Here is a 21,727-nt window from a genome sequence, read left to right as displayed (position 1 = left end):
GCATGATCGCAACTCAACCCACCAAAAAAGAATTATCACTAGGTTTCCTTGGCGTAGGCTGGATAGGCCGCAACCGGATGGAAGCTATTCTCAATAACACCGGCGCAAAAGCAGCTGCGATCACCGAACCAGATTCTGAAAATTGCGATGCTGCAAAAAAGAGTGCCAAAAATGCCATTTTAAAGACTTCTTCTGAAGCACTTTTTGCTGAAAAAGATCTCGACGGAATTGTTATTGCCACCCCAAGTGCTATGCATGCTCAACAAAGCATGGAAGCATTGAAAGCCGGAAAAGCTGTTTTTTGCCAGAAGCCGCTTGGCCGTACCGCCGAAGAAGTAGAACAGGTGGTCGCAGCCTCTCGCGAGGCAAATAAGCTGCTTTCTGTAGATCTTTCCTACCGTTACACCAAAGCTTTTAAAGCGGTTTACGATACCATCCAAAAAGGGGAAATAGGAGACATCTTTGCCGTAGACCTCACCTTTCACAATGCCTACGGGCCAGATAAGGAATGGTTCTACGACATTAAAAGATCAGGCGGAGGTTGCGTGATGGATCTTGGTATCCACCTGATAGATCTTGCCCTGTGGAGCCTTGATTTCCCTGAGATCAAAGACGTGCAGAGCCGCTTGTACCACAAAGGACAAAAACTCACTTCTTTTGAAGAACATGTAGAAGATTTTGCAAGTGTGGCAATGACTTCAGAAAAAGATCAGGCTATAAATCTCGAGTGTTCCTGGCATGTTTCTGCCGGAAAGGATGCGATCATAGAAGCCACATTTTACGGTACAAAAGGAGGTGCTTCCTTCAAAAATATCAACGGCTCTTTCTATGATTTTAAAGCCGAAAAATATCACGGTACCCAAACCGAAACTCTTGTAACACCACCCGATGAGTGGAGTGGCCGCGCCGGAGTAGTATGGGTAGAAAACCTTTTCGAAAATGACACTTTTGACGAGAAAACTGCCACTCAATTTATAAAAACAGCCCAGGTAATAGACCGAATTTATGGAAGATAAGCAAATGAAGATTCTAATGACTACCGATACGGTAGGCGGCGTATGGGTGTATTCCCTGGAGCTATGCCGGGCCCTTGCGCAGTATGATGTGCAGGTACACCTGGTGGCCATGGGCGCCTGGCCATCACCGGCACAACAGGTGGAGGCCGGGGAGATCTCCAACGTCACTTTTTACAAGAGCGACTTTAAGCTCGAATGGATGGAAGATCCCTGGGAAGACGTTGAGCGGTCGCGAAAATGGATCAATTGTATTTATCAAACCATACAACCCGATATTGTTCACCTCAACAACTACGCCCAGGTAGAAAAAGAATGGACTGCGCCGGTAGTAACGGTTTTCCACTCCTGTGTGCAAACCTGGTGGCAGGCAGTAAAGGGCATTAAAGCGCCTCATGAATGGGACCATTACACGCAAACCGTAAAAGAATCACTTGAAGATTCGAACATGGTAGTTGCTCCTACAAAAGCCATTCTTGAAAAGGCAAAGGAGATCCATCAGTTCAGTTCAAAATCTAAAGTTATAAGTAACGGAAGAGTTGTTCCTTCGGAAGTAAAAGCGCCAAAAGAAAAATTCATTTTGTGCATGGGCAGGATGTGGGATGAAGCTAAAAATCTGCCTTTGCTTTCGAACATTGCCGAAAGATTGCCATGGCCGGTATATGTTGCCGGTGCAGCAATCCACCCGGATACAGGAAAAAAATGCAAGCTCGAAAATGTCAAATTCCTCGGAAAATTAACCCCCGAAGAAGTGCAGCACTGGATGCAGCGTGCCAGCATCTTTGTGAGCCCTACCCGCTATGAACCCTTTGGCCTTGCTATTCTTGAGGCTGCGGGCAATGGATGTGCACTGGTGTTGAGCAACCTCGATACACTTCAGGAGTTATGGGATGGAAGTGCCTTGTTCTTTGACCCCGAAAACGAAGAAGAAGCCGAAAAAACCATTGTTCGGCTACTTGAAAGTCCTGAATTTTTAGAGCAACTTTCAGCAAAAGCAAGAGAACGGGCAAAACAGTATTCCGCAGAAAAAATGGGTGCCGCCTATAACCACCTGTATCGCGAAATACTTGAAAAAGAATACAAATTAATGAGTCTATGAAAATAGTGATGTTTTACCATTCCCTCTACTCCGACTGGAATCACGGGAATGCGCATTTTTTACGCGGAATTGTCAAGGAACTACAAAAACGAGGGCACGACGTTGATGTCTATGAACCCGAAGGTGGCTGGAGCCTTCAAAACCTACTGAAGGATCATGGGGCCGAGCAGCTTGATGAGTTCAGGCAGTATTATCCGTCGCTCAACCCGCAGTTCTACAATCCCGAGAAAAAACTGAACTATCAAAACATATTGAGCAATGCCGACCTCGTGATCGTTCACGAGTGGAATGAGCCCAGCCTTATTGCTGAAATAGGCCGGCAAAAAGAAAAATTCAATTTTAAATTGTTATTTCACGATACCCATCACCGGGCAGTTTCGGCTGAAGAGAAAATGAAGAAATTCGATTTTTCACACTTTGACGGGGCTCTCGTATTTGGAGATGTGATTAAGAAGATCTACGAAGAAAGGAAATGGGTAGACAAGGTGTGGACCTGGCATGAAGCAGCCGACGCCGATTTCTTTAGCCCCAACCGCGATGAAGAAAAAGAAGGCGACCTGGTGTGGATTGGCAACTGGGGCGACGGTGAACGTACCGAAGAACTCATGGAATTCCTCATAAAACCCATTAAAGAGTTAAAGCTGAAAGCAAAGGTCTACGGCGTGCGCTACCCCGAAAAAGCTCAAAAAGCCCTGGCCGATGCCGGGATTGAATATGGGGGTTACCTGCCAAACTACAAGGTGCCCGAGGTTTTTGCCAAATATAAGGTTACGGTACATGTGCCGCGACGACCTTATGTTGAAATGTTGCCGGGAATACCTACAATCAGGCCGTTTGAAGCGTTATCCTGCGGAATTCCACTTATTTGCTCTCCCTGGAATGATGCCGAAGATCTCTTCACTCCCGGCGAAGATTATTTGATCGCAAAAGATGGAAATGATATGGGCTACAAACTTGCCGAGGTACTTAAGAGTCCGCACCTGGCGAAAAGCCTCTCCGACAATGGAAGAAAAACCATACTCGAGAATCATACCTGCGCCCATAGAGTAAATACTTTAGAAGGTATCTTACAGGAAATTGGTATGCCCAAAGACAAGATCTTTCCCATTCACCACAAAAACATGGAAGCATGAAAAGAGACCTGAAAATTGCCTTTTTTGGCTCCAGTATCGTATCGGCTTACTGGAACGGTGCCGCAACTTACTACCGGGGCATTGTTAAGGCGCTACATAAAATGGGGCACGAAGTGACATTTTACGAACCCGATATTTACGAACGCCAGAAGCACCGGGATATAGAAGACCCCGAATGGTGTAAAGTGGTGGTGTATCCTGAAGATAAAGTGAGCCTGCAGGCGCTGCTAAGGGAAGCTTCGGAAGCCGACGTCATCATAAAAGCCAGCGGCGTTGGCGCATTTGATGATTTTCTTGAAGATGCTGTAGTACAGCTGAAGAAAGATGACAACCTCATCATTTTTTGGGATGTTGACGCCCCTGCCACGCTAGACAGGATAGAATCTGACCCTTCAGATCCTTTCAATGCCCTTGTTCCCAGGTACGACTTTGTACTCACTTATGGTGGCGGGCAGCCGGTAATAGACGCTTACGAGCGGAACGGCGCAAAGAGATGTGTTCCTATCTACAACGCTTTGGATACCGACACCCATTTTCCTGTGGAACCACAAAAAGAATTTGATGGTACTTTGGCCTTTTTGGGCAACCGTCTTCCCGACCGTGAAAAGCGGGTAGAAGAATTCTTTATCAAACCAGCGCAAAATCTTTCCGAAGAAAAATTCCTGCTTGGCGGCAGCGGCTGGGGCGATAAATCCATGCCCAAAAACATAAAATATCTGGGGCATGTTTATACCAAAGATCACAACGCTTTTAACTGCACCCCAAAAGCAGTTTTAAATATAAGCCGTGACAGTATGGCGAAATACGGCTTCTCTCCTGCCACCCGCGTCTTTGAAGCTGCCGGTGCCGGTGCCTGTTTAATAACAGATTACTGGAAAGGGATTGAGACCTTCTTTGAACCCGGGAAAGAGATCCTGGTGGCCAACAGCGGGGAAGAGGTAGAAATGATCCTTGCGGGCCTTACTTCAGAAAAAGCCAAACAAATAGGCGATGCAGCATATAAAAAGGTACTCTCTGCCCACACCTACGAGCATAGGGCCGAACTGCTGGAATCGGTTATTTCTGAAAAATTAAAAGCCGATACCAAACCCGTTGAATAAAAACACCAGCTAATGAAATTTGTTATTATAGGACTTTCGGTCACTTCATCATGGGGAAACGGGCACGCCACCACCTATCGTGCGCTTCTCAAAGAGCTAAAGGCGCTGGGGCATGACATACTGTTCCTCGAGAAAGATGTGCCCTGGTATTCGCCCCACCGCGATATGCCTGCACCCGATTTTTGTAAGGTAGGCCTCTATAAAACCAATGAAGAGCTAAAAACCGACTATAAAAAAGAAGTTGCCGAAGCCGATGTGGTCATAGTAGGTTCTTATGTGCAGCAAGGGGTAGAAGTTGGCAACTGGGCCATAGAAACTGCCAACGGCGTTACAGCCTTTTACGATATTGATACGCCCGTAACCCTGGCAAAACTGGAAAGGAAAGACTACGAATATCTCGACCCCAATATCATCCCAAAATATGATCTTTATTTGTCATTTTCGGGAGGTCCAATTTTGAAGCATCTCGAAGATCACTACGGTTCTCCTATGGCTAGAGCGTTATATTGTTCGGTAGACCCCGATCTTTATTATCCCAAAGATCGACCCAAAGCCTGGAAGCTGGGTTACCTTGGCACTTACAGCGATGACCGGCAACCTACGGTAGAAGAATTGCTCAACAAACCTGCCGCTAACTTTCCTTCGGAAAAATTTGTGGTTGCAGGGCCGCAATATCCCGAAAATTATGAGTGGTCTAAGAATGTAGAGCGCATTGACCACCTCCCTCCTGCTGAACACCGTAAGTTCTACAACTCGCAGGAATTTACCCTGAATGTCACCCGGCAGGATATGATAAAAGCAGGTTATTCCCCCAGCGTGCGGCTGTTTGAAGCTGCAGCATGTGGCGTGCCGATAATTTCAGATTACTGGGATGGCATCCATAGCATTTTTGAACAGGGCACCGAGATCCTCATTGCCCGAAGCAGCGACGAAGTAGAGGAATATTTTAGAAATACTTCGGAATCACAGAGAAAGGAGATTGGCGAAAACGCCAGGCAAAAAGTCCTGAAATCTCACACTGCACGGGCGAGAGCAAAAGAATTGATAAATTATGTGAAGGAGGTACACCAGCCTTCAGAAAAAGTTTAAAACATGTCTACGCAAACTGAAGTAAAAGAACTGGAACCCTGGTTCCATAATATTCATTTACCCGATGGTACTCAAACGGCTCCCAATCATTTTCTGGGAGATTTTCCCGGTTTTAAATGGGAAAAGATCAAAGAGAGTATTCCGCAGGATCTTGAAGGCTGGAAAGTACTTGACATTGGCTGCAATGCCGGGTTCTACTCGCTGGAACTGGCAAAACGCGGGGCTGATGTACTGGCCATAGATCTTGATGAACATTACCTGAAGCAGGCAAAATGGGCAGCAAAGAAATTTGGTCTCGACGATAAGATCAGGTTTAAACAAATGCAGGTGTATGACCTGGCCCATACCGAAGAACAGTTTGACCTCATCTGGTTTATGGGTGTTTTTTACCATTTGCGCTACCCTATGCTGGCTATGGATATCCTGTCTCAAAAAGTGAAAAAAATGATGGTCTTCCAAACCCTTTCCCTGCCCGGGCAGGAAGAAATGCAAGTACCCGAAGATGTGGAATTTCACAAACGGGAGATCATGAAAGAAGATGCCTGGCCAAAAATGGCATTTATAGAGCATAAACTTGCGGGAGATCCTACCAACTGGTGGGCTCCAAATCACCAGGGCATTATTTCAATGCTGCAAAGCTGCGGACTCAAAGTAACCGCCATGCCCGAAGATGAAACCTACGTGGCTAAAAAGGATGCCTCGCTGCACTCCAGCCTTGACACCTGGAATTATTCTGAATATCTCTCGGCAGTTGGTAAAGACTGGAAAGAAGAGGTAGATAAAAAAACCAAGAAGTAGTAAAGCCGCAATATATTGCGGCTCCGAAGCAAAAAGAAGACCTGTGAGGTTTTAAAAAACCTCACAGGTCTCTATGTTTTAGCGTTTAGGTTCGATAACAAAATTTTCGGGCGGAGTTGCTCCCAGCAGGTGCTCCACAAAATAATCCCAGCGGCGGCGCATCATGTAGTAAGAATCTTCTCCAAACCCGTGACGGGCATTGGGGAAAACAATAAGATCAAAATCCTTATTTGCATCAATAAGCGCGTCAACAACCAGGTAAGTATTGTAAGGCGGCACATTGTCATCTAATCCGCCGTGGGCCAGCAGAAGCTTTCCCTGTAGGTTTTCAGCGTAGTTCTGGTTGGCCTGGGCATCATAATTATCTTTGCCTTCGGGGCCTTTGGTCATTAAGCCAATATACCTCTCTCCCCAGTCATCTTCGTAATTGCGGTTATCGTGGTTACCAGACTCAGCAATCCCTACCGAATAAAATTCGGGATGGCGAAACATAGCTGCAGCGGCGGCAAAACCACCTCCCGAATGTCCCCAGATCCCAACATTCTCCGCATCTATAAAATGATATTTTTGAGCGAGTTGTCTTATTCCGGCTTTTTGATCTTCTAAGGTGTTTCCTGAAATATCTCCGTAACAGGCATCGTGGAAAGTTTTGGAACGGCCCGGATTACACGAACCGTCAATGAGGATCACCACAAACCCCAGTTCGGCCAGCGCCTGATGATCGCTGCGTGCAGCCGAGAAATTTCGGCTTCCCACACTACCTCCCTGCGGCCCAGGGTAAACGTAATTCACCACCGGATACTTTTTGTTTTCATCAAGATGAGTAGGCGTGAACATGAGGCCGTAAAGATCCCACTGCCCATCTGCCGACTTTACCGTAACGGGTTCGGGCGCTTTCCAACCTATTTCCTTTAATCGGGAAATATCTGACTCCTCTAAAATGGCAATTTTCTTTCCCTTTTTATTCCGAAGCACCGCAACAGGTGGCGTGGTTGGCGTGGAATAACTATCAACAAAATCGTGATCTGGAGAAAAATAAATGTTGTGATTGGCATTTTCGGGGGTTAGGAGTTTCAGGTTTTTTCCGCTGAAATCTACCCGGTACAAATGTGAAAAATATGGGTCGCGCCCTGCTTCCTTACCATTGGCCTCGAAGTAAAGCACACGATTTTTCTCATCTACATGAAGCAGCCGGGTCACCACAAAATCTCCTTTGGTAATTTGTTGCTTCAGTTTACCGGTATTGAGGTCGTACAAATACAGGTGCCCCCAGTTATCCCTTTCAGAATACCAGATGATCTCGTTGCTCTTTGGCAAATACTTCCAGTTGATGCTGCCCTGCCCCGATTCATACTGAGTTTCTACCGTTTCAGTAAAAATTTCTTTTACCTCGCCGGTTGCAGCATCGGCTAATTGCAGTTTGGCTTCTTTATGGTCGCGGGAAGTAGAAACAAATGCAAGTTTTGTAGCATCATCATTCCAGTAATTATCGTCAAAGGCACCGCTGCAGGAAATATCATCACATAAGGTTCCGCGGCGCGCATCGGGCTCTGTTTGCAATTCAATCACCTTGGGGTCATCTACCTCCACGATCACACGATGTATCTTGATCACCTCTTCATCTTCGGGCAGCGGGTATTTCCACTTTTGCAGGTTTGGTGCACCAACCTTTGTCTCCACCAGGTACATATCGCTAATGTGCCTTTGATCCTGCCTGTAGGTGGCAAGCTTTTTAGAATCGGGCGACCAGAGCACAATAGGCCTGTCACTCTTTCTCCACCCGGCATTATCTGTAGCGTAACCAAAGTTTTCTATACCGTCTTTGGTGAGTTGTTTTTCTTCCCCGGTTTCGAGATTGCGCAGCCACAGGTTCCAGTCTTTGATGTAGACTACCTTCTTAGCATCGGGCGAGAGGATCTCATTTCGTGAAACTTCGGGCGTTGTTTTCTTTTCCACTTTCTTCGGAAGCAATCCGGCCAAAGAAGAAGCTGTCTTTTTTTGTCCTGAAGAAGGATCTACCAGTACATATTCGGTCCCTTCCGAAGTATTTATCCTATACCAGAAGCGGCCATCATCAAGCCAGGTTGGCCTTACATTACTCCGGTAAACCAGATCATTGGTATTAAAACGAAGGAATTTTGTTGCCTGCGCGTAATCTTCGACCGTAACTTGTTTGACAGGCTGTTGGGCAAAAGTGCTTAAAAATGTCAGCAAAAACAGGCTGCTCAAAAATGGGATTTTATTCATGATTTTATTTTAGAAAACATCAGGGACAAGATACACAAAGTAGTTTTTGTAAAAAATACACACGTTTACCTGTCAAAAAGTGCAGAATTAATTCACTTTTGGGAAGTTTCCGTCTCAGCTTTCTTATTTTTGAAGAAATACTATCACAACATGCTTTGTATAAAACACCATTCTACAGACCCTTACTTCAATATAGCTACAGATGAGTATATTTTTAAACACATCAAAGAAGACTGTTTTATGCTGTGGCGCAATGATAATGCGATCATTGTAGGCAAACACCAGAACACCCAGGCAGAGATCAACCACGACTATGTAAAAGAAAGAGGGATAAAGGTGGTGAGGCGGCTTTCGGGCGGCGGTGCAGTGTACCACGACCTTGGCAACCTCAACTTCTCGTTTACCCGCACGGGCGAGAATTATGAAATGATAGATTTTGAACGTTACACGCGGCCAATCATAGCGGTGCTGAAGGAACTGGGGGTGAACGCAAAATTTGAAGGCCGTAATGACCTTACCATTGAGGGAAAGAAATTTTCGGGCAATGCTGAGCACGTGTTCAAGAACAAGGTGCTGCATCACGGCACGCTGCTCTTTTCTTCAGAAATGAAAGATGTGAGCGGGGCACTTAAGATCAATCCTTTAAAATACAAGGACCGAGGCGTAAAATCGGTTCCCAACCGCGTGACCAATATCAGTGATCACCTGCCCGAAAAGATTAGTCTTGATGAGTTTACCAATAAGATTATGGATTACATTATCCGCAATTTTGAAGATGCGCGTCTTTACGAATTCACCGATGAAGATTTGGCTGCAATCCAGAAGATAAGGGATGAAAAATACAGCACCTGGGAATGGAACTTTGGCTATTCGCCCGACTATAATTTTAAGCAGGGCGCCCGCACTCCCGGCGGTACGGTAGAGATGAACATGAACGTGACCAACGGCATCATTCAAAAAGTTAAAATAACCGGCGATTTTTTCCACATTCGTGATATAGGCCCCATAGAAGAAGCCCTGGAAAATACCCGGCACGAAGAAAAGATGATTCGGGAAAAATTATCTCAGTTTGACCTGGGAGAATATTTCAACAAGATTAGCGAAGATGACCTTGTGGCAATCATGTTTTAAAGATTATTAACCAAAAAAAACTGAATGGAATTACTTATTTTATATGCGGTCCTTGCCATTTTCTTTTCTTTCATGTGCTCTATCCTGGAGGCAGCTTTTTTGAGCTTTACACCCTCATTTCTCAAAATAAAACTGAGAGAGGGCAAAGGTTACGCCCGCACCCTTACCAAACTTAAACAGGACGTTGACAAGCCTTTAATCGCAATTCTCACCATCAATACAATAGCTCACACCGTAGGGGCAATACTTGTGGGGGTGCAGGCAGAGAAAGTATATGGTGACGGCGGTAACGCAGTGGGAATAGTTTCGGCTATAATGACGCTTGCGATTTTAATTGTTTCTGAAATAATCCCGAAAACCATTGGCGCCACCTACTGGAAAAACCTTGGGAATTTTACTGCGAAATCTCTTACCGCCTTTATTATCCCATTAAAGTACAGCGGTGTGCTCTGGCTTATGATGCTCACTACAAAACTCATTGGTAAATCGGCACACGTATCTTCCATGAGCCGGGAAGAATTCATTGCAATTACCGATGTAGCCGAAGAAGAAGGGGTTTTTGAAGAGCAGGAAACCACCGTGATCAAGAACATGCTCCTGTTCAAAAAAGTGAAGGCCAAAGACGTGATGACCCCTTTCTCTGTTGCCGTGACCGAAGATGAAAACAGAAGTATAGAAGATTTTCACAGGGAGCATCGAAATTTGAAGTTTTCGCGTATTCCGTTGTATGACAAAAGGCAGAATAACATTACAGGATTTGTCTTAAAAGATGATATTCTTGAAGAAATGGTAGATCAAAAAGGGCCCGAACCTCTTAGCACTTTAAAGAGGAACATCCCCATGACTTCTGAAGATACGCCAATTCCGCAGTTATTCAATCGTTTTATACAGGAGAGAACACATCTCGCCATGGTGGTAGATCACTATGGTAACACTATTGGACTGGTAACCATGGAAGACATTATTGAAACCCTCATGGGGCTGGAGATTATGGACGAGAGCGACAACGTACAGGATATGCAGGTACTGGCCCGCGAGAACTGGGAAAAAAGAGCCAGGAAGTTGGGACTTTTAAAGCAGGACCAGTCCGATATCAACGAAAAGAGCAATGAATAAAGCTTCGGTAAAAACGCCGCTCGGGAATGCCATTTTTGAAGGGGATGCCAATGGGATCTCAAAGCTTTATCTCACCGAAGAAATACCCGAAACTACTTCAGTTTCTACGCCATTTCTTCAGGAGGCGAAAGAGCAGCTTCAGCAGTATTTTTCGGGAGAGCTCAAGAAATTTAACCTGAAACTCAATCCTGAAGGCACGGTTTTTCAGCAGAAAGTATGGCAGGCCCTGCAAAATATCCCGTATGGCAAGACTGCTTCTTATATGGAGCTGGCGAAAGAACTGGGCGACCCGTTGGCGATAAGAGCCGTGGCAGCAGCAAATGGAAAGAACCCGCTGTGGATCCTGGTCCCCTGCCATAGAGTAATTGGCAGCGACGGCTCGCTCACAGGCTATGCCGGCGGACTGTGGCGAAAAAAGTGGTTGCTGGATCACGAACAGCCGGTTAAACAACAAAGCCTTGCGCTATGAGAGGTGTCAAAAAAGGCATTTTTGGAACCCTTCTTTTCCTGGCGCTTGCCGTTGGCCTTATCTACCTGTTCAATTTTGATTATATCTTCAAAGGCATTCAGTCTACTTATTTGCAGGGGCATCTTACCGCCCACATTGATGATCACAAATTCTTTGACAACCGTAAAATAGAAGCCGGAGCACCGCAACCGTGGCCACAGCACAAGAATTACAACCAATTTGATCTTTCTGAAGAACTTCAGGAGAAGAATAAAACCGCCGGAACCATTGCCTTTTTGATCATCAAAAATGACAGCATTCTGTACGAAAGCTATTCCGAAGAATACGGGCCGCTTTCGCACACCAACTCTTTTTCGGTCGCAAAAAGCCTTGTGGCAGCAATGCTTGGAAAAGCCATTTTTGAGGGTAACATCAAAAGTCTCGATCAACCGGTAGCCGACTTTTTTCCGCAGTTTGATGAAAGGCTCAAGTTGCGCCATCTTGTGTCAATGTCTTCAGGTTTAAACTGGGATGAAGATTATTACAATCCTTTTTCAATGACCATTAGAGCCTATCTTGATGACAATATCAGGCAAATCGTCATGGATCTGGAAGTGGTAGAAGAACCCGGAAAGGACTTTAAATACCTGAGCGGGAATACGCTGCTGCTTGCTATGGTTTTGGAAAAAGCAACGGGAAAAAATGTTTCTGAATACCTGAGTGAAAGCTACTGGAAACCAATGGGCATGGAGACTTACGCACTTTGGCAGCTGGACAGCGAAGAAAGCGGCATGGAAAAAGCCTATTGCTGTATCGCTTCAAATGCCCGCGATTTTGCCCGCTTCGGAAAGCTTTACAATGACTTCGGAAAATGGAACGGAAAACAACTGCTGGATTCGGTTTATGTGGCAGAATCAATTCGGCCGCAGCTGAAGGATTACCGGCATTACGGGCTTGGCATCTGGCTGGAGGAATTTAAAGGGCAGGAAGTGTTTTACTTCCGCGGAATACTGGGGCAGTATGTGATCGTACTTCCGAAGAAAAATATCATCATAGTAAGATTGGGGCACGAAGGCGGAGAAGTTCCTGAAGATAAAGAACATCCCAATGATTTTTATTTTTATCTTGAGGAGGTGTTAAACACCCTTGAAGCTCATGATCAAGAAAATAGCGCTGCGCAACCTGCTGTTCCTGGACATTGAAACAGTTCCCGAAAATGCCACTTTTGCCGAACTTTCTGAAGAAAAACAGAAGTTATGGGAAGCAAAATCTCAATACCAGCGCAAAGAAGAATTTTCTCCCGAAGAGTTTTACGACCGGGCCGGAATCTGGGCCGAATTTGGAAAGATTGTTTGTATTTCGGTAGGGTATTTCGCTTTTCAGGGAGAGAAAAGAACTTTTAGGACAACAACCTTCTGCGGAGAGGAAAAAGAGCTGTTAACAGCCTTTAAAGGCCTTATTGAAGGGCATTTTGGCCGACCCCAACACCTGCTCTGCGCCCATAACGGGAAAGAATTCGATTTCCCTTACATTGCCCGGAGAATGCTTATTCACAATATTGAACTACCCAACAAACTTAACCTCTTTGGAAAAAAGCCGTGGGAAGTACCACATTTAGACACCCTCGAATTATGGAAATTTGGAGATCACAAGCACTACACCTCGCTAAAACTTCTTTGTAATGTGCTGGGAATACCTTCTCCCAAAGAAGATATTGATGGCAGCCAGGTATGCAAGGTGTTTTATGAAGAAGGTGACCTAAACAGGATCGTTTCTTATTGCGAGAGAGATGTGGTGGCCATTGCGCAGGTAATACTTAGGCTAAGGCAGGAGCCGCTTCTTGAAAGTGATGAAATTATGCACGTGGAGATTCCTTAAGGAACTGTTATTTATCCTACTGCCTGTCAAAGTTTTAGTATATTTAAAGTAGAGGGTCTTAAAAATGCCATTTTTGAGACCCCTTACGGAATGTTTAATCTAACGAACCTGTTATGTATTTATACGTAGAACAATGGAATGTAACCAAAGACTGGATGGATCTTTCTAAAGAAGACCGTCGGGCCTATATGAATAAAGTGAAAGATGCCATTGATAAAATGAGTGGTGCCGGTGTTGAAAATGTGGGCTGGGCCATGAATGACGAACACACCCCTTACAGAAGTGACTACAGGTATTTTGCAATTTGGAAACTGCCAAACCTTGAAGCCGTGGAACAGTTTGAAGACGGAATTGAAGAAGCCCACTGGCATAAGTATTTTAGTCAGGTTAACACCCGCGGAAAGCTGATCCCTTTAAATGAAGCTATGGATTTTCTTGTGAATCTTGAAAAACACTCGACTTCTATTTTGGATTAAATTTAAGTGACCTGCAAGGTCTTTTTTAGACCTTGTAGGTCTGAATGAAGTATATTTTACCAGAAAAAACAGACCTGCAAGGTTTTGAAAACTTGCAGGTCTGTTTTTTGTTATAATTTCATCTCCGGAATTTCTCCTTCGACTATTAAAGTCCCTTCAGTTGCCTTCTGAATTTCCTCTACACTCACTCCCGGTGCTCTTTCGAGCAGCTTAAATCTTTTCCCGGTCACCTCGATCACTGCAAGGTTAGTTACAATTTTGGTAACACAACCTACGCCCGTGAGAGGCAGGGAACATTTTTTCAGCAGCTTTGATTCTCCTGCACGATTGGTGTGCATCATGGCCACGATGATATTTTCGGCACTGGCAACAAGATCCATGGCACCGCCCATTCCTTTCACCATTTTCCCCGGAATCTTCCAGTTGGCAATGTCGCCGTTCTCGGCCACTTCCATGGCTCCCAGGATGGTGAGATCTACATGCTGACCGCGTATCATCCCAAAGCTCATAGCCGAATCAAAATAACTGGCACCGGGTAAGGCAGTGATGGTTTGTTTCCCGGCGTTGATAAGATCGGGGTCTTCTTCGCCTTCAAAAGGAAAAGGTCCCATGCCCAGAATTCCGTTTTCACTTTGAAACTCCACCTCTATATCATCACGCACAAAATTGGCTACCAAAGTAGGAATACCAATTCCGAGATTGACGTAGTAGCCGTCTTTTACTTCCTGTGCTATTCTTTTTGCAATTCCGTTTTTATCTAACATTTGTATAATTTGAAGATTTGAGCCCCCAAACCCCCTTAAGGGGGCTTAAAGTGATCCTTTTTTTCTTACAGTTCGCTGTTCAATTCGCTTCTCATAATCTTTTCCCTGGAAGATCCTTTGTACAAATATTCCGGGAATGTGGATTTGGTTGGGGTCGAGTTCTCCGGGTTCTACCAGCTCCTCCACTTCGGCTACCGTAATTGTTGCGGCACCACACATTACCGGGTTAAAATTTCTTGCTGTTCCTTTAAAAATGAGGTTTCCGGCCCTGTCTCCCTTCCATGCTTTTACGAAAGCAAAATCCGCTTTATAAGCTTCTTCAAGTACGTACATTTTTCCGTCAAATTCCCGTGTTTCCTTGCCCATGGCAACTTCGGTACCGTAACCGGCAGGAGTGTAGATGGCAGGAAAGCCCTGCTGTGCTGCCTGGCATTTGGCTGCCAGCGTTCCCTGCGGCGTAAGCTCTACTTCAAGCTCTCCACTTAACATTTGACGCTCAAATTCGGCATTCTCCCCCACGTAAGAAGAGATCATTTTATCGATCTGTTTCTTTTGAAGCAGCAGGCCAAGACCAAAATCGTCTACCCCGGCATTATTAGAAATACAGGTGAGCTTCTTCAGGTTGAGACGAACAAGTTCAGAAATGGCATTTTCGGGAATTCCACTTAATCCGAATCCTCCCAGCATAAAAGTCATTCCATCATGAACCCCCTCAAGTGCTTCAGTAACATTCTGTACAGTTTTATTGATCATTGTTGATGGTTTTATTCCGAAAAATACAAAAAAATAAGGGCCTGTAGCAACGCTTCAGACCCATTAATAATTATTCTGCAATTAAACTATAACAGCTTAAAAATCCAGCTCATCGGGCAGACTGTCTTCATTCTCTGAAGCAGCTTTTCCGTAGCTGCTACAATCGGTTTGAATGGTTACAACTTCAGGTCTGGGGAAAGGTCCTTTTGGAACATTAATTTGTGGATCTGCATAAACCTTTTTCATATAAAGACCCCAGATAGGCAAAGCCATAGCGGCCCCCTGACCATACCTGATAGACCCAAAATGCACCGCCCTGTCTTCGGCTCCAACCCATACTCCGGTTGCCAGAGTAGGCACCATACCCATGAACCAGCCATCACTTTGATTTTGTGTGGTTCCGGTCTTTCCTGCAATAGGAATTTCGGAATTTGAGAAATTATATGGATAACCTGTCATGATAGCTTTATAGTAAGGATCATTCACACCCCAGTCTCCTCTAAGCCGGGTTCCTGAACCAAACTGAGTTACACCTTCCAGCAAATTGACCGTTACATAGGCAGCCTCTTTACTCAGTACATCCCGGGTTTCGGGAACGTGTTGATAAAGGATAGTTCCATTCTTATCTTCGATCCTGCTAACGATCATAGGTTTTACGTAAACTCCTTCATTTACAAAGGTGCTGTAGGCGGAAACCATCTCGAAAACACTGATTTCTGCCGCCCCAAGGGCAATTGCAGGTACTTCAGGAATTTCGCGGGTGTCAACTCCAAGTTTTTCGACCAGGTCAATCACAGGTTTTGGCCCCGTGCGGTCGATGAGCCTGGCAGTTACAGTGTTTACAGATTCTGCCAAACCTCTTTTAAGGCTTAACATCCCGTTATACTTACCATCACTGTTCTTAGGTGTCCAGTCGTTTTGATTGTTATGTTTTCCTGCTTCGATCGTATGCAAACTTCTTGGTAATGTATCGCAAGGTGACAGATGTAACTGGTCAATAGCGGTAGCATAAACGAAAGGCTTAAAGGTAGAACCTACCTGTCTTTTCCCCTGTTTAACGTGGTCATATTTGAAGTGCTTGAAATTGATTCCTCCCACCCATGCTTTTACTTCTCCGGTTTGCGGCGTCATGGACATCATACCTGCGTTAAAAAATGACTTATAGTAAAGAATAGAGTCTTTGGGGGTCATTACAGTGTCCTTGTTACCCTTCCAGGTAAATACCTGCATTTGCGTCTTTTTCTCAAAAGAAGCTGCTATTTCCTCATTGGATTTCCCCTGTTCCTTAAGAATTCTCCAACGCTCGCTGCGACGCATGGCATCACGAATGATCTTTTCTCTTTCCTCTCCTGAAATATCCCTGAAAGGTGCAGTTTTATTATTCTTGTTTTGCTTGTCAAATTCCTTCTGAAGGTTTGCCAGGTGTGCATGAACAGCTTCTTCGGCATATTTTTGCATCCTGCTGTCAATGCTGGTGTAGATCTTCAACCCATCACGGTAAATGTTATATTTAGTGCCATCTGGTTTAGGGTTTTTCTCGATCCAGTCTTTCATGAAACCCTGAAGGTAAACTCTAAAATAAGTGGCTACTCCTTCATCATGCCCCTGAGGTGTAAAGGTGATCTCCATTGGGATCTGCTGTAAGGAATCTCTCTCCTCTTCGGTGATGTAATCGTTCTTGGCCATTTGACCCAGGACGGTATTTCTCCTCTGCTCAACCAGTTCCGGTCTTCTCATTGGATTATAATAGGATGAATTAACCAGCATCCCAACCAAAACTGCAGATTCTTCCGGTTTTAGCTCCATAGGATCTTTATCAAAATAGATCTTTGAGGCAGATTTTATTCCCACAGCCTGGTAAAGGAAATCATATTGATTGAAATACATGGTAATGATCTCCTCCTTGGTATACTGGCGCTCAAGCCTTGTGGCAATGATCCATTCCTTGAACTTCTGTAAAACCCTGCCCACAAAATTTTGCGAAACATCCTGGGTAAACAACTGCTTGGCTAACTGCTGGGTAATCGTACTTGCCCCACCTCTTTGTCCAAGATAAACAGCAGCACGCATTGTTCCTTTAGCATCTATTCCTGCATGCTCATAGAATCTTTCATCTTCGGTAGCTACAAGGGCCTTTACAAGGTGATCTGGCAGTTCTTCGAATTTAACCGGTGTACGGTTTTCGTTGTAGTATTTACCCAACGACTTCCCATCAGATGAAATAATTTCGGTGGCCAGGTTGGTTTCGGGGTTCTCCAGTTCTTCAAAGGTGGGCATGGTTCCAAAGACGCCCCAGCTCGCAAGCAGGAACAAAAGAACAATTGCTGAAATTCCTATTGCAAAAATGGTCCAGAACCAGGACTTATAACGGCCGTATTCATTTCTCTTAGCCGCCTTTTCTTTTGCTTTTCCAGATGTTTTTGCCATCTAATAATTTATTGTTTTATGTCTTCTATTCTAAAACCAACCTCTGTTATTCCTTCAAGGCTTTTAATTCCTTCTATGCTGTCACGCCTGCGCATGGCCTGCTGTACAGTCACCAGGTATTCACCAGATTCGGTAAACCTGAAGTTCTCCTTATACCAAAGCTTGCTTTCCTTTACATCACCAAAGCCCGTGCCAAGCCATTCTCCAGACGGCGCAGCCATCTCATATTGAAGGGTATCGCTTATCACCTTTCCATTTGGGAAGTTTAACTCGGTAATTAAGTAGATATTGTTGAAATTGTATTTTGAATTATTCCTGAGGTTGATAAAAAGATTATAATCCTTAAGCGTATCGGGGGCTTCAAAGCGTATCTCTACGAGAGAATCTCTTTGCCATTCCCCGTTGGGTATGGATTCATACCTGTCAAAAACCCGTTTTTTATCACAGGATGTAAAAATTAAAAGTCCCAAAAAGAGCAAAAAAACAGATCTTTTAATCATCTTTCTTCGGTTTTCTCTTTTTGCGTTTGCTCTTGCGCTTTTTCTTCCCTGTTCCTTTAGAATCAAAACGTGTAAGGCTATCCTGCCCCACCACATTGTGATAGTCGGGTTTCTCTTCCTGCTGCAGTTCTACAGCATATTCTTCAAGACTACTAACAGATTCCTTTTTAGCATTTGCTGCAATGATCTTGTTTGCCTGTTCTACCGTAAGCGTATGCCAGTTGCTCCAGTCACCCTCATAAGCATACCACAGGAAACCTTTAAAAATGTCAATTTTTTGACATACTGCAGTCCCTTTTTTGGTGTATAATTTTATTTCAGACTTCGGAAAATCCTTTAATGCATCAAGATAGGTATCAAGCTCATAATTAAGACAGCACTTCAGTTTTCCACATTGTCCTGCCAGTTTCTGCGGATTAAGTGAAAGTTGTTGATATCTCGCTGCAGAGGTATTTACACTTCGGAAGTCGGTAAGCCAGGTAGAGCAGCACAATTCCCTTCCGCAGGAACCAATTCCGCCTAAACGTGAGGCTTCCTGCCTGAAGCCTATCTGCCTCATCTCAATCCGGGTGTTGAATTCGCGTGCAAATTCTTTAATTAGTTGTCTAAAATCAACCCTTTCTTCAGCAGTATAATAAAAGGTAGCTTTTGAAGCGTCACCCTGAAACTCGATATCGCTTATCTTCATTTGAAGGTTCAACCGAATGGCGATCTCACGGGCACGCACTTTCATTTTGTCTTCCCGCTCCCTGGCTTCCTGCCAAATATCAATATCCCGCTGTGTAGCTTTTCTATACACCTTTAGCACCTCACTGCTGTCTTGCCGCACCTTTTTCTTCTTCATTTGCACGCGCACAAGCTCGCCCACGAGAGCGACCACGCCTACGTCATGACCGGGAGCAGCCTCGGTGGCTACCACATCACCAATGCTAAGGCTCAAATTATCTGAGTTCTTAAAAAAGTGTTTCCGTCCGTTCTTAAAACGAACTTCCACTATATTGAAAGGCTCCATTCCCTGGGGAAGGGCCATATTCGATAACCAGTCGAACACCGAGAGCTTATTACAGCTATCGGTCCCGCAGGTACCGTTGTTCTTACATCCTTTAGGCTGACCGTCTTTGCCGGTCGAGCAACTGTTACATCCCATAATCTATATATTGAAATCCTGGAGACAGGAAATTATCCCCTTTCCGGATTGAATCTTATTAAAAACTATTGAGGTAAATATACCATTATTTATGGAACGCACTCTTGAGAAACTAATTGTCAGTTCTTGTACTTAAGTACTTCAGAACGGCCTTTTTTGAAGATCTTGTTACTGTTCCCCTTACCTTTTCTCAATGCTTTCTGCTCTTCATAGGGCAATGCCGCAATGTCCTGACATTCGGCAGAACAGCAGCTACTCATTTTCTCTGCACATTCTTCACACTGGATGAAAAGCAGGTGACAGGCTTCATTGGCACAGTTCACATGTGTATCACAGGGTTTCCCGCATTGATGGCAGTTAGAAACCACGTCTTCACTAATACGCTCCCCTCTTCTATGGTCAAAAACAAAGTTCTTGCCCAGGAACTTATTCTCCAGTTTCAGGTTTTGTACCTGCCGGGCGTATTCTATAATTCCGCCTTCAAGCTGGTACACCTTTTTAAAACCTTTGTGCTTGTAATAGGCACTTGCTTTTTCACAGCGAATACCACCTGTACAGTACATCACAAGGTTTTTATCTTCTTTGTGATCCTGGATATCTTTTTCAATGATATCAAGACTATCCCTAAAAGTATCCACATCGGGCGTCATAGCCCCTTTAAAATGCCCAATTTCACTCTCGTAATGGTTACGCATGTCTACAAGAATGGTGTTGGGGTCATCGAGCAGCTCATTAAAAGCTTTGGCGTCTACGTGAACTCCTTTGTTTGTTACATCAAAAGTCGCATCATTAAGACCGTCGGCAAGGATCTTGTCGCGAACTTTCACCTTCAGCTTCAGGAAAGATTTGATGTCATGTTCAATGGCAATGTTGAGGCGAACGTTCTCCAGGAAATAAATTCCGTCGAGAAATTCTTTAAAATTTCCGAAGTTCTTCGCGGGAACAGAGAGTTGGGCATTAATACCCTCATGGGCCACATAGATTCTTCCCAGGACTTCCATTTGATCCCAGGCGATAAAGAGATGGTTCCGGAAAAGCTCCGGATTTCCAATTTTGGCATATTGATAGAAAGAGAGCGTAAGCCGGTCTTCCCCGGCCTCCTCAAGTAGTGCTTCCCTTTCTTTAGCGCTTAATTTATTGTACAGTTGCATGCTATACTAACGATTTAAGGTTAAAGAATTTTGCGCAAAGATAAGGGTTTAAATGAAAAAATGCCCGGATGTGATATCGGGGCATTTTTTTCGAACGGCTAATTCGTTATTAATACTTTTAATTCTTCAACTAAAAATAAGAATAACGTTAGCCACCGTCCACCCGGCAGCTGCAGCTAAGACTAACTACCGCCAGGCTACCGGAAATATTTAGAATAATATTCCGTTTTAAAAATTTCATATGTTAATAGTTGGTTTATTTAATAGATGCACAAAAGCAGAAAAGGTTGCGTATTAAATTTAGCACATATAAAAACTTATAGTATTTTAGCAGCAATATCATATAAAAGAAGCCGAATTAAATGAGCAACGAGAAAGAAAGAGAAGCTAAATTAAAAGCCCTCAAACTCACCCTTGACAAGATGGATAAAACCTATGGTAAGGGTACAGTAATGAAGATGAGTGACCAGAGCGTAGTAGATGTAGATGTGATACGCAGTGGGTCTTTAGGGCTTGACCTTGCCCTTGGAGTTGGAGGATATCCCCGCGGAAGAGTTATAGAAATTTACGGGCCTGAGTCTTCAGGAAAAACAACCCTTACTTTACACGCCATAGCCGAAGCACAAAAAGCAGGAGGTATTGCTGCATTTATTGATGCTGAACATGCTTTTGATCGTTTTTATGCTGAAAAACTGGGAATTGATCTTGATAACCTGATCATTTCGCAGCCTGACAATGGGGAGCAGGCACTTGAAATTACCGATAACCTGATTCGCTCGGGAGCTATAGATATTATCGTAATTGACTCTGTTGCTGCTTTAACACCTAAGAGCGAGATTGAAGGGGAAATGGGAGATTCAAAAATGGGATTACACGCCCGTCTTATGTCCCAGGCGCTAAGAAAGCTTACAGCTTCTATTAGCAAGACCCATTGTACCGTGATCTTCATCAACCAGTTAAGGGAGAAGATTGGGGTAATGTTTGGAAACCCAGAGACCACTACCGGTGGTAACGCGCTGAAGTTCTACGCCTCAATTCGTCTTGACATTCGCAGATCTACCCAGATCAAGGATAGCAACAGCGAAGTGCAGGGGAACAAAACCAGAGTTAAAGTTGTTAAAAACAAAGTAGCTCCACCTTTTAAAACTGCCGAGTTTGACATCATGTATGGCGAAGGAGTTTCTAAAATAGGTGAGATTATTGACATAGGTGTAGATTACGAGATCATTAAAAAGAGTGGTTCGTGGTTTAGCTATGAAGACACTAAACTGGGCCAGGGCCGGGATGCAGTGAAAACCCTGCTAAAGGATAATCCAGATCTAATGGAAGAGCTGGAAACCAGAATAAAAGAAGCCATGACAGTGGCAAAAGCATAAAAACTCTTAAAATCCCGAATTTTTTCGGGATTTTCTCTTTTTAGGCGCAACCATTTGGCAATTTGTGCATCTCTTAAACAG

At 44.3% G+C, this 21,727-nt stretch carries 20 protein-coding genes; 13 read left to right on the top strand and 7 right to left on the bottom strand.

The genetic code is table 11. The features are described from left to right. The first annotated feature begins 2 nt into the window (after nucleotides 1–2). The 6 genes from V5739_RS08065 to V5739_RS08040 are packed head-to-tail and all read left to right on the top strand — an operon-like array spanning nucleotide 3 to nucleotide 6,232. Nucleotides 3–1,016, top strand: a complete 1,014-nt coding sequence (locus V5739_RS08065) for a Gfo/Idh/MocA family protein (protein WP_423820357.1) — start codon at nucleotides 3–5, stop codon at nucleotides 1,014–1,016. Next, nucleotides 1,006–2,112, top strand: a complete 1,107-nt coding sequence (locus tag V5739_RS08060) for a glycosyltransferase family 4 protein (protein WP_423820356.1) — start codon at nucleotides 1,006–1,008, stop codon at nucleotides 2,110–2,112. The genes V5739_RS08065 and V5739_RS08060 overlap by 11 nt, the downstream gene beginning before the upstream one ends. After that, nucleotides 2,109–3,245, top strand: a complete 1,137-nt coding sequence (locus V5739_RS08055; protein WP_423820355.1) for a CgeB family protein — start codon at nucleotides 2,109–2,111, stop codon at nucleotides 3,243–3,245. The genes V5739_RS08060 and V5739_RS08055 overlap by 4 nt, the downstream gene beginning before the upstream one ends. Continuing rightward, nucleotides 3,242–4,345, top strand: coding sequence for a CgeB family protein (locus tag V5739_RS08050; RefSeq protein WP_423820354.1), 1,104 nt, complete (start codon nucleotides 3,242–3,244; stop codon nucleotides 4,343–4,345). The genes V5739_RS08055 and V5739_RS08050 overlap by 4 nt, the downstream gene beginning before the upstream one ends. 12 nt (nucleotides 4,346–4,357) lie before the next feature. Further along, nucleotides 4,358–5,434, top strand: coding sequence for a CgeB family protein (locus tag V5739_RS08045; protein ID WP_423820353.1), 1,077 nt, complete (start codon nucleotides 4,358–4,360; stop codon nucleotides 5,432–5,434). Nucleotides 5,435–5,437: 3 nt separating this feature from the next. Then, complete coding sequence (locus tag V5739_RS08040; protein WP_423820352.1) at nucleotides 5,438–6,232, top strand: TIGR04290 family methyltransferase; 795 nt, start codon at nucleotides 5,438–5,440, stop codon at nucleotides 6,230–6,232. 78 nt (nucleotides 6,233–6,310) lie between these two features. On the opposite strand, the gene V5739_RS08035 is transcribed toward V5739_RS08040, so the two are convergent. Further along, complete coding sequence (locus tag V5739_RS08035) at nucleotides 6,311–8,479, bottom strand: DPP IV N-terminal domain-containing protein (protein ID WP_423820351.1); 2,169 nt, start codon at nucleotides 8,477–8,479, stop codon at nucleotides 6,311–6,313. Between the two features lie 150 nt (nucleotides 8,480–8,629). Here V5739_RS08035 and V5739_RS08030 point away from each other — a divergent pair, with 150 nt between their 5' ends. The 6 genes from V5739_RS08030 to V5739_RS08005 all read left to right on the top strand — a co-directional run bounded on the left by V5739_RS08030 (nucleotide 8,630) and on the right by V5739_RS08005 (nucleotide 13,528). Next, nucleotides 8,630–9,610, top strand: coding sequence for a lipoate--protein ligase (locus tag V5739_RS08030; RefSeq protein ID WP_345599723.1), 981 nt, complete (start codon nucleotides 8,630–8,632; stop codon nucleotides 9,608–9,610). Nucleotides 9,611–9,634: 24 nt separating this feature from the next. After that, nucleotides 9,635–10,726: a CNNM domain-containing protein gene (locus V5739_RS08025; protein ID WP_345599722.1), complete on the top strand. Its 1,092-nt coding sequence runs from the start codon at nucleotides 9,635–9,637 to the stop codon at nucleotides 10,724–10,726. Then, nucleotides 10,719–11,195, top strand: coding sequence for a methylated-DNA--[protein]-cysteine S-methyltransferase (locus tag V5739_RS08020; protein ID WP_423820350.1), 477 nt, complete (start codon nucleotides 10,719–10,721; stop codon nucleotides 11,193–11,195). The genes V5739_RS08025 and V5739_RS08020 overlap by 8 nt, the downstream gene beginning before the upstream one ends. Further along, nucleotides 11,192–12,376, top strand: coding sequence for a serine hydrolase domain-containing protein (locus tag V5739_RS08015; protein ID WP_423820349.1), 1,185 nt, complete (start codon nucleotides 11,192–11,194; stop codon nucleotides 12,374–12,376). Before V5739_RS08020 ends, V5739_RS08015 begins: the two co-directional genes overlap by 4 nt. After that, on the top strand, nucleotides 12,330–13,052 hold the full coding sequence (locus V5739_RS08010; RefSeq protein WP_423820348.1) for a 3'-5' exonuclease: 723 nt from the start codon (nucleotides 12,330–12,332) through the stop codon (nucleotides 13,050–13,052). Before V5739_RS08015 ends, V5739_RS08010 begins: the two co-directional genes overlap by 47 nt. Before the next feature lie 113 nt (nucleotides 13,053–13,165). Further along, entirely contained in the window at nucleotides 13,166–13,528 is a 363-nt protein-coding gene (locus V5739_RS08005; RefSeq protein ID WP_423820347.1) for a DUF6616 family protein, read from the top strand. A 110-nt stretch (nucleotides 13,529–13,638) separates the two neighbouring features. Here V5739_RS08005 and V5739_RS08000 read toward each other — a convergent pair whose 3' ends face one another. The 6 genes from V5739_RS08000 to V5739_RS07975 all read right to left on the bottom strand — a co-directional run bounded on the left by V5739_RS08000 (nucleotide 13,639) and on the right by V5739_RS07975 (nucleotide 20,270). Beyond that, nucleotides 13,639–14,292 (bottom strand): CoA transferase subunit B, encoded by a 654-nt coding sequence (locus tag V5739_RS08000; RefSeq protein ID WP_423820346.1) that lies wholly within the window; start codon nucleotides 14,290–14,292, stop codon nucleotides 13,639–13,641. Nucleotides 14,293–14,337: 45 nt separating this feature from the next. Beyond that, nucleotides 14,338–15,045 carry a CoA transferase subunit A gene (locus tag V5739_RS07995; protein ID WP_423820345.1) on the bottom strand — a complete coding sequence of 236 codons (708 nt, stop codon included), beginning with the start codon at nucleotides 15,043–15,045 and terminating at the stop codon, nucleotides 14,338–14,340. Nucleotides 15,046–15,141: 96 nt separating this feature from the next. Continuing rightward, complete coding sequence (locus V5739_RS07990) at nucleotides 15,142–17,472, bottom strand: penicillin-binding protein 1A (RefSeq protein ID WP_423820344.1); 2,331 nt, start codon at nucleotides 17,470–17,472, stop codon at nucleotides 15,142–15,144. An 8-nt stretch (nucleotides 17,473–17,480) separates the two neighbouring features. Next, on the bottom strand, nucleotides 17,481–17,972 hold the full coding sequence (locus tag V5739_RS07985) for a gliding motility lipoprotein GldH (RefSeq protein WP_423820343.1): 492 nt from the start codon (nucleotides 17,970–17,972) through the stop codon (nucleotides 17,481–17,483). After that, a complete protein-coding gene (locus tag V5739_RS07980) occupies nucleotides 17,965–19,119 on the bottom strand; it encodes a regulatory iron-sulfur-containing complex subunit RicT (protein ID WP_345599713.1) in 1,155 nt (384 codons plus the stop codon). The genes V5739_RS07985 and V5739_RS07980 overlap by 8 nt, the downstream gene beginning before the upstream one ends. A 119-nt stretch (nucleotides 19,120–19,238) precedes the next feature. Beyond that, the gene (locus V5739_RS07975; protein WP_423820342.1) at nucleotides 19,239–20,270 is read right to left on the bottom strand and encodes a rhodanese-related sulfurtransferase; all 1,032 of its coding nucleotides are present in this window, start codon (nucleotides 20,268–20,270) and stop codon (nucleotides 19,239–19,241) included. Between the two features lie 362 nt (nucleotides 20,271–20,632). Here V5739_RS07975 and recA point away from each other — a divergent pair, with 362 nt between their 5' ends. Further along, nucleotides 20,633–21,646, top strand: a complete 1,014-nt coding sequence (recA, locus tag V5739_RS07970; RefSeq protein WP_266070119.1) for a recombinase RecA — start codon at nucleotides 20,633–20,635, stop codon at nucleotides 21,644–21,646. Nucleotides 21,647–21,727: the final 81 nt, after the last annotated feature.

The sequence above is a fragment of the Salinimicrobium sp. TIG7-5_MAKvit genome (assembly GCF_049569215.1).
Taxonomy (GTDB): Bacteria; Bacteroidota; Bacteroidia; order Flavobacteriales; family Flavobacteriaceae; genus Salinimicrobium; species Salinimicrobium profundisediminis.
This window is presented reverse-complemented; position numbering and strand designations above follow the sequence as displayed.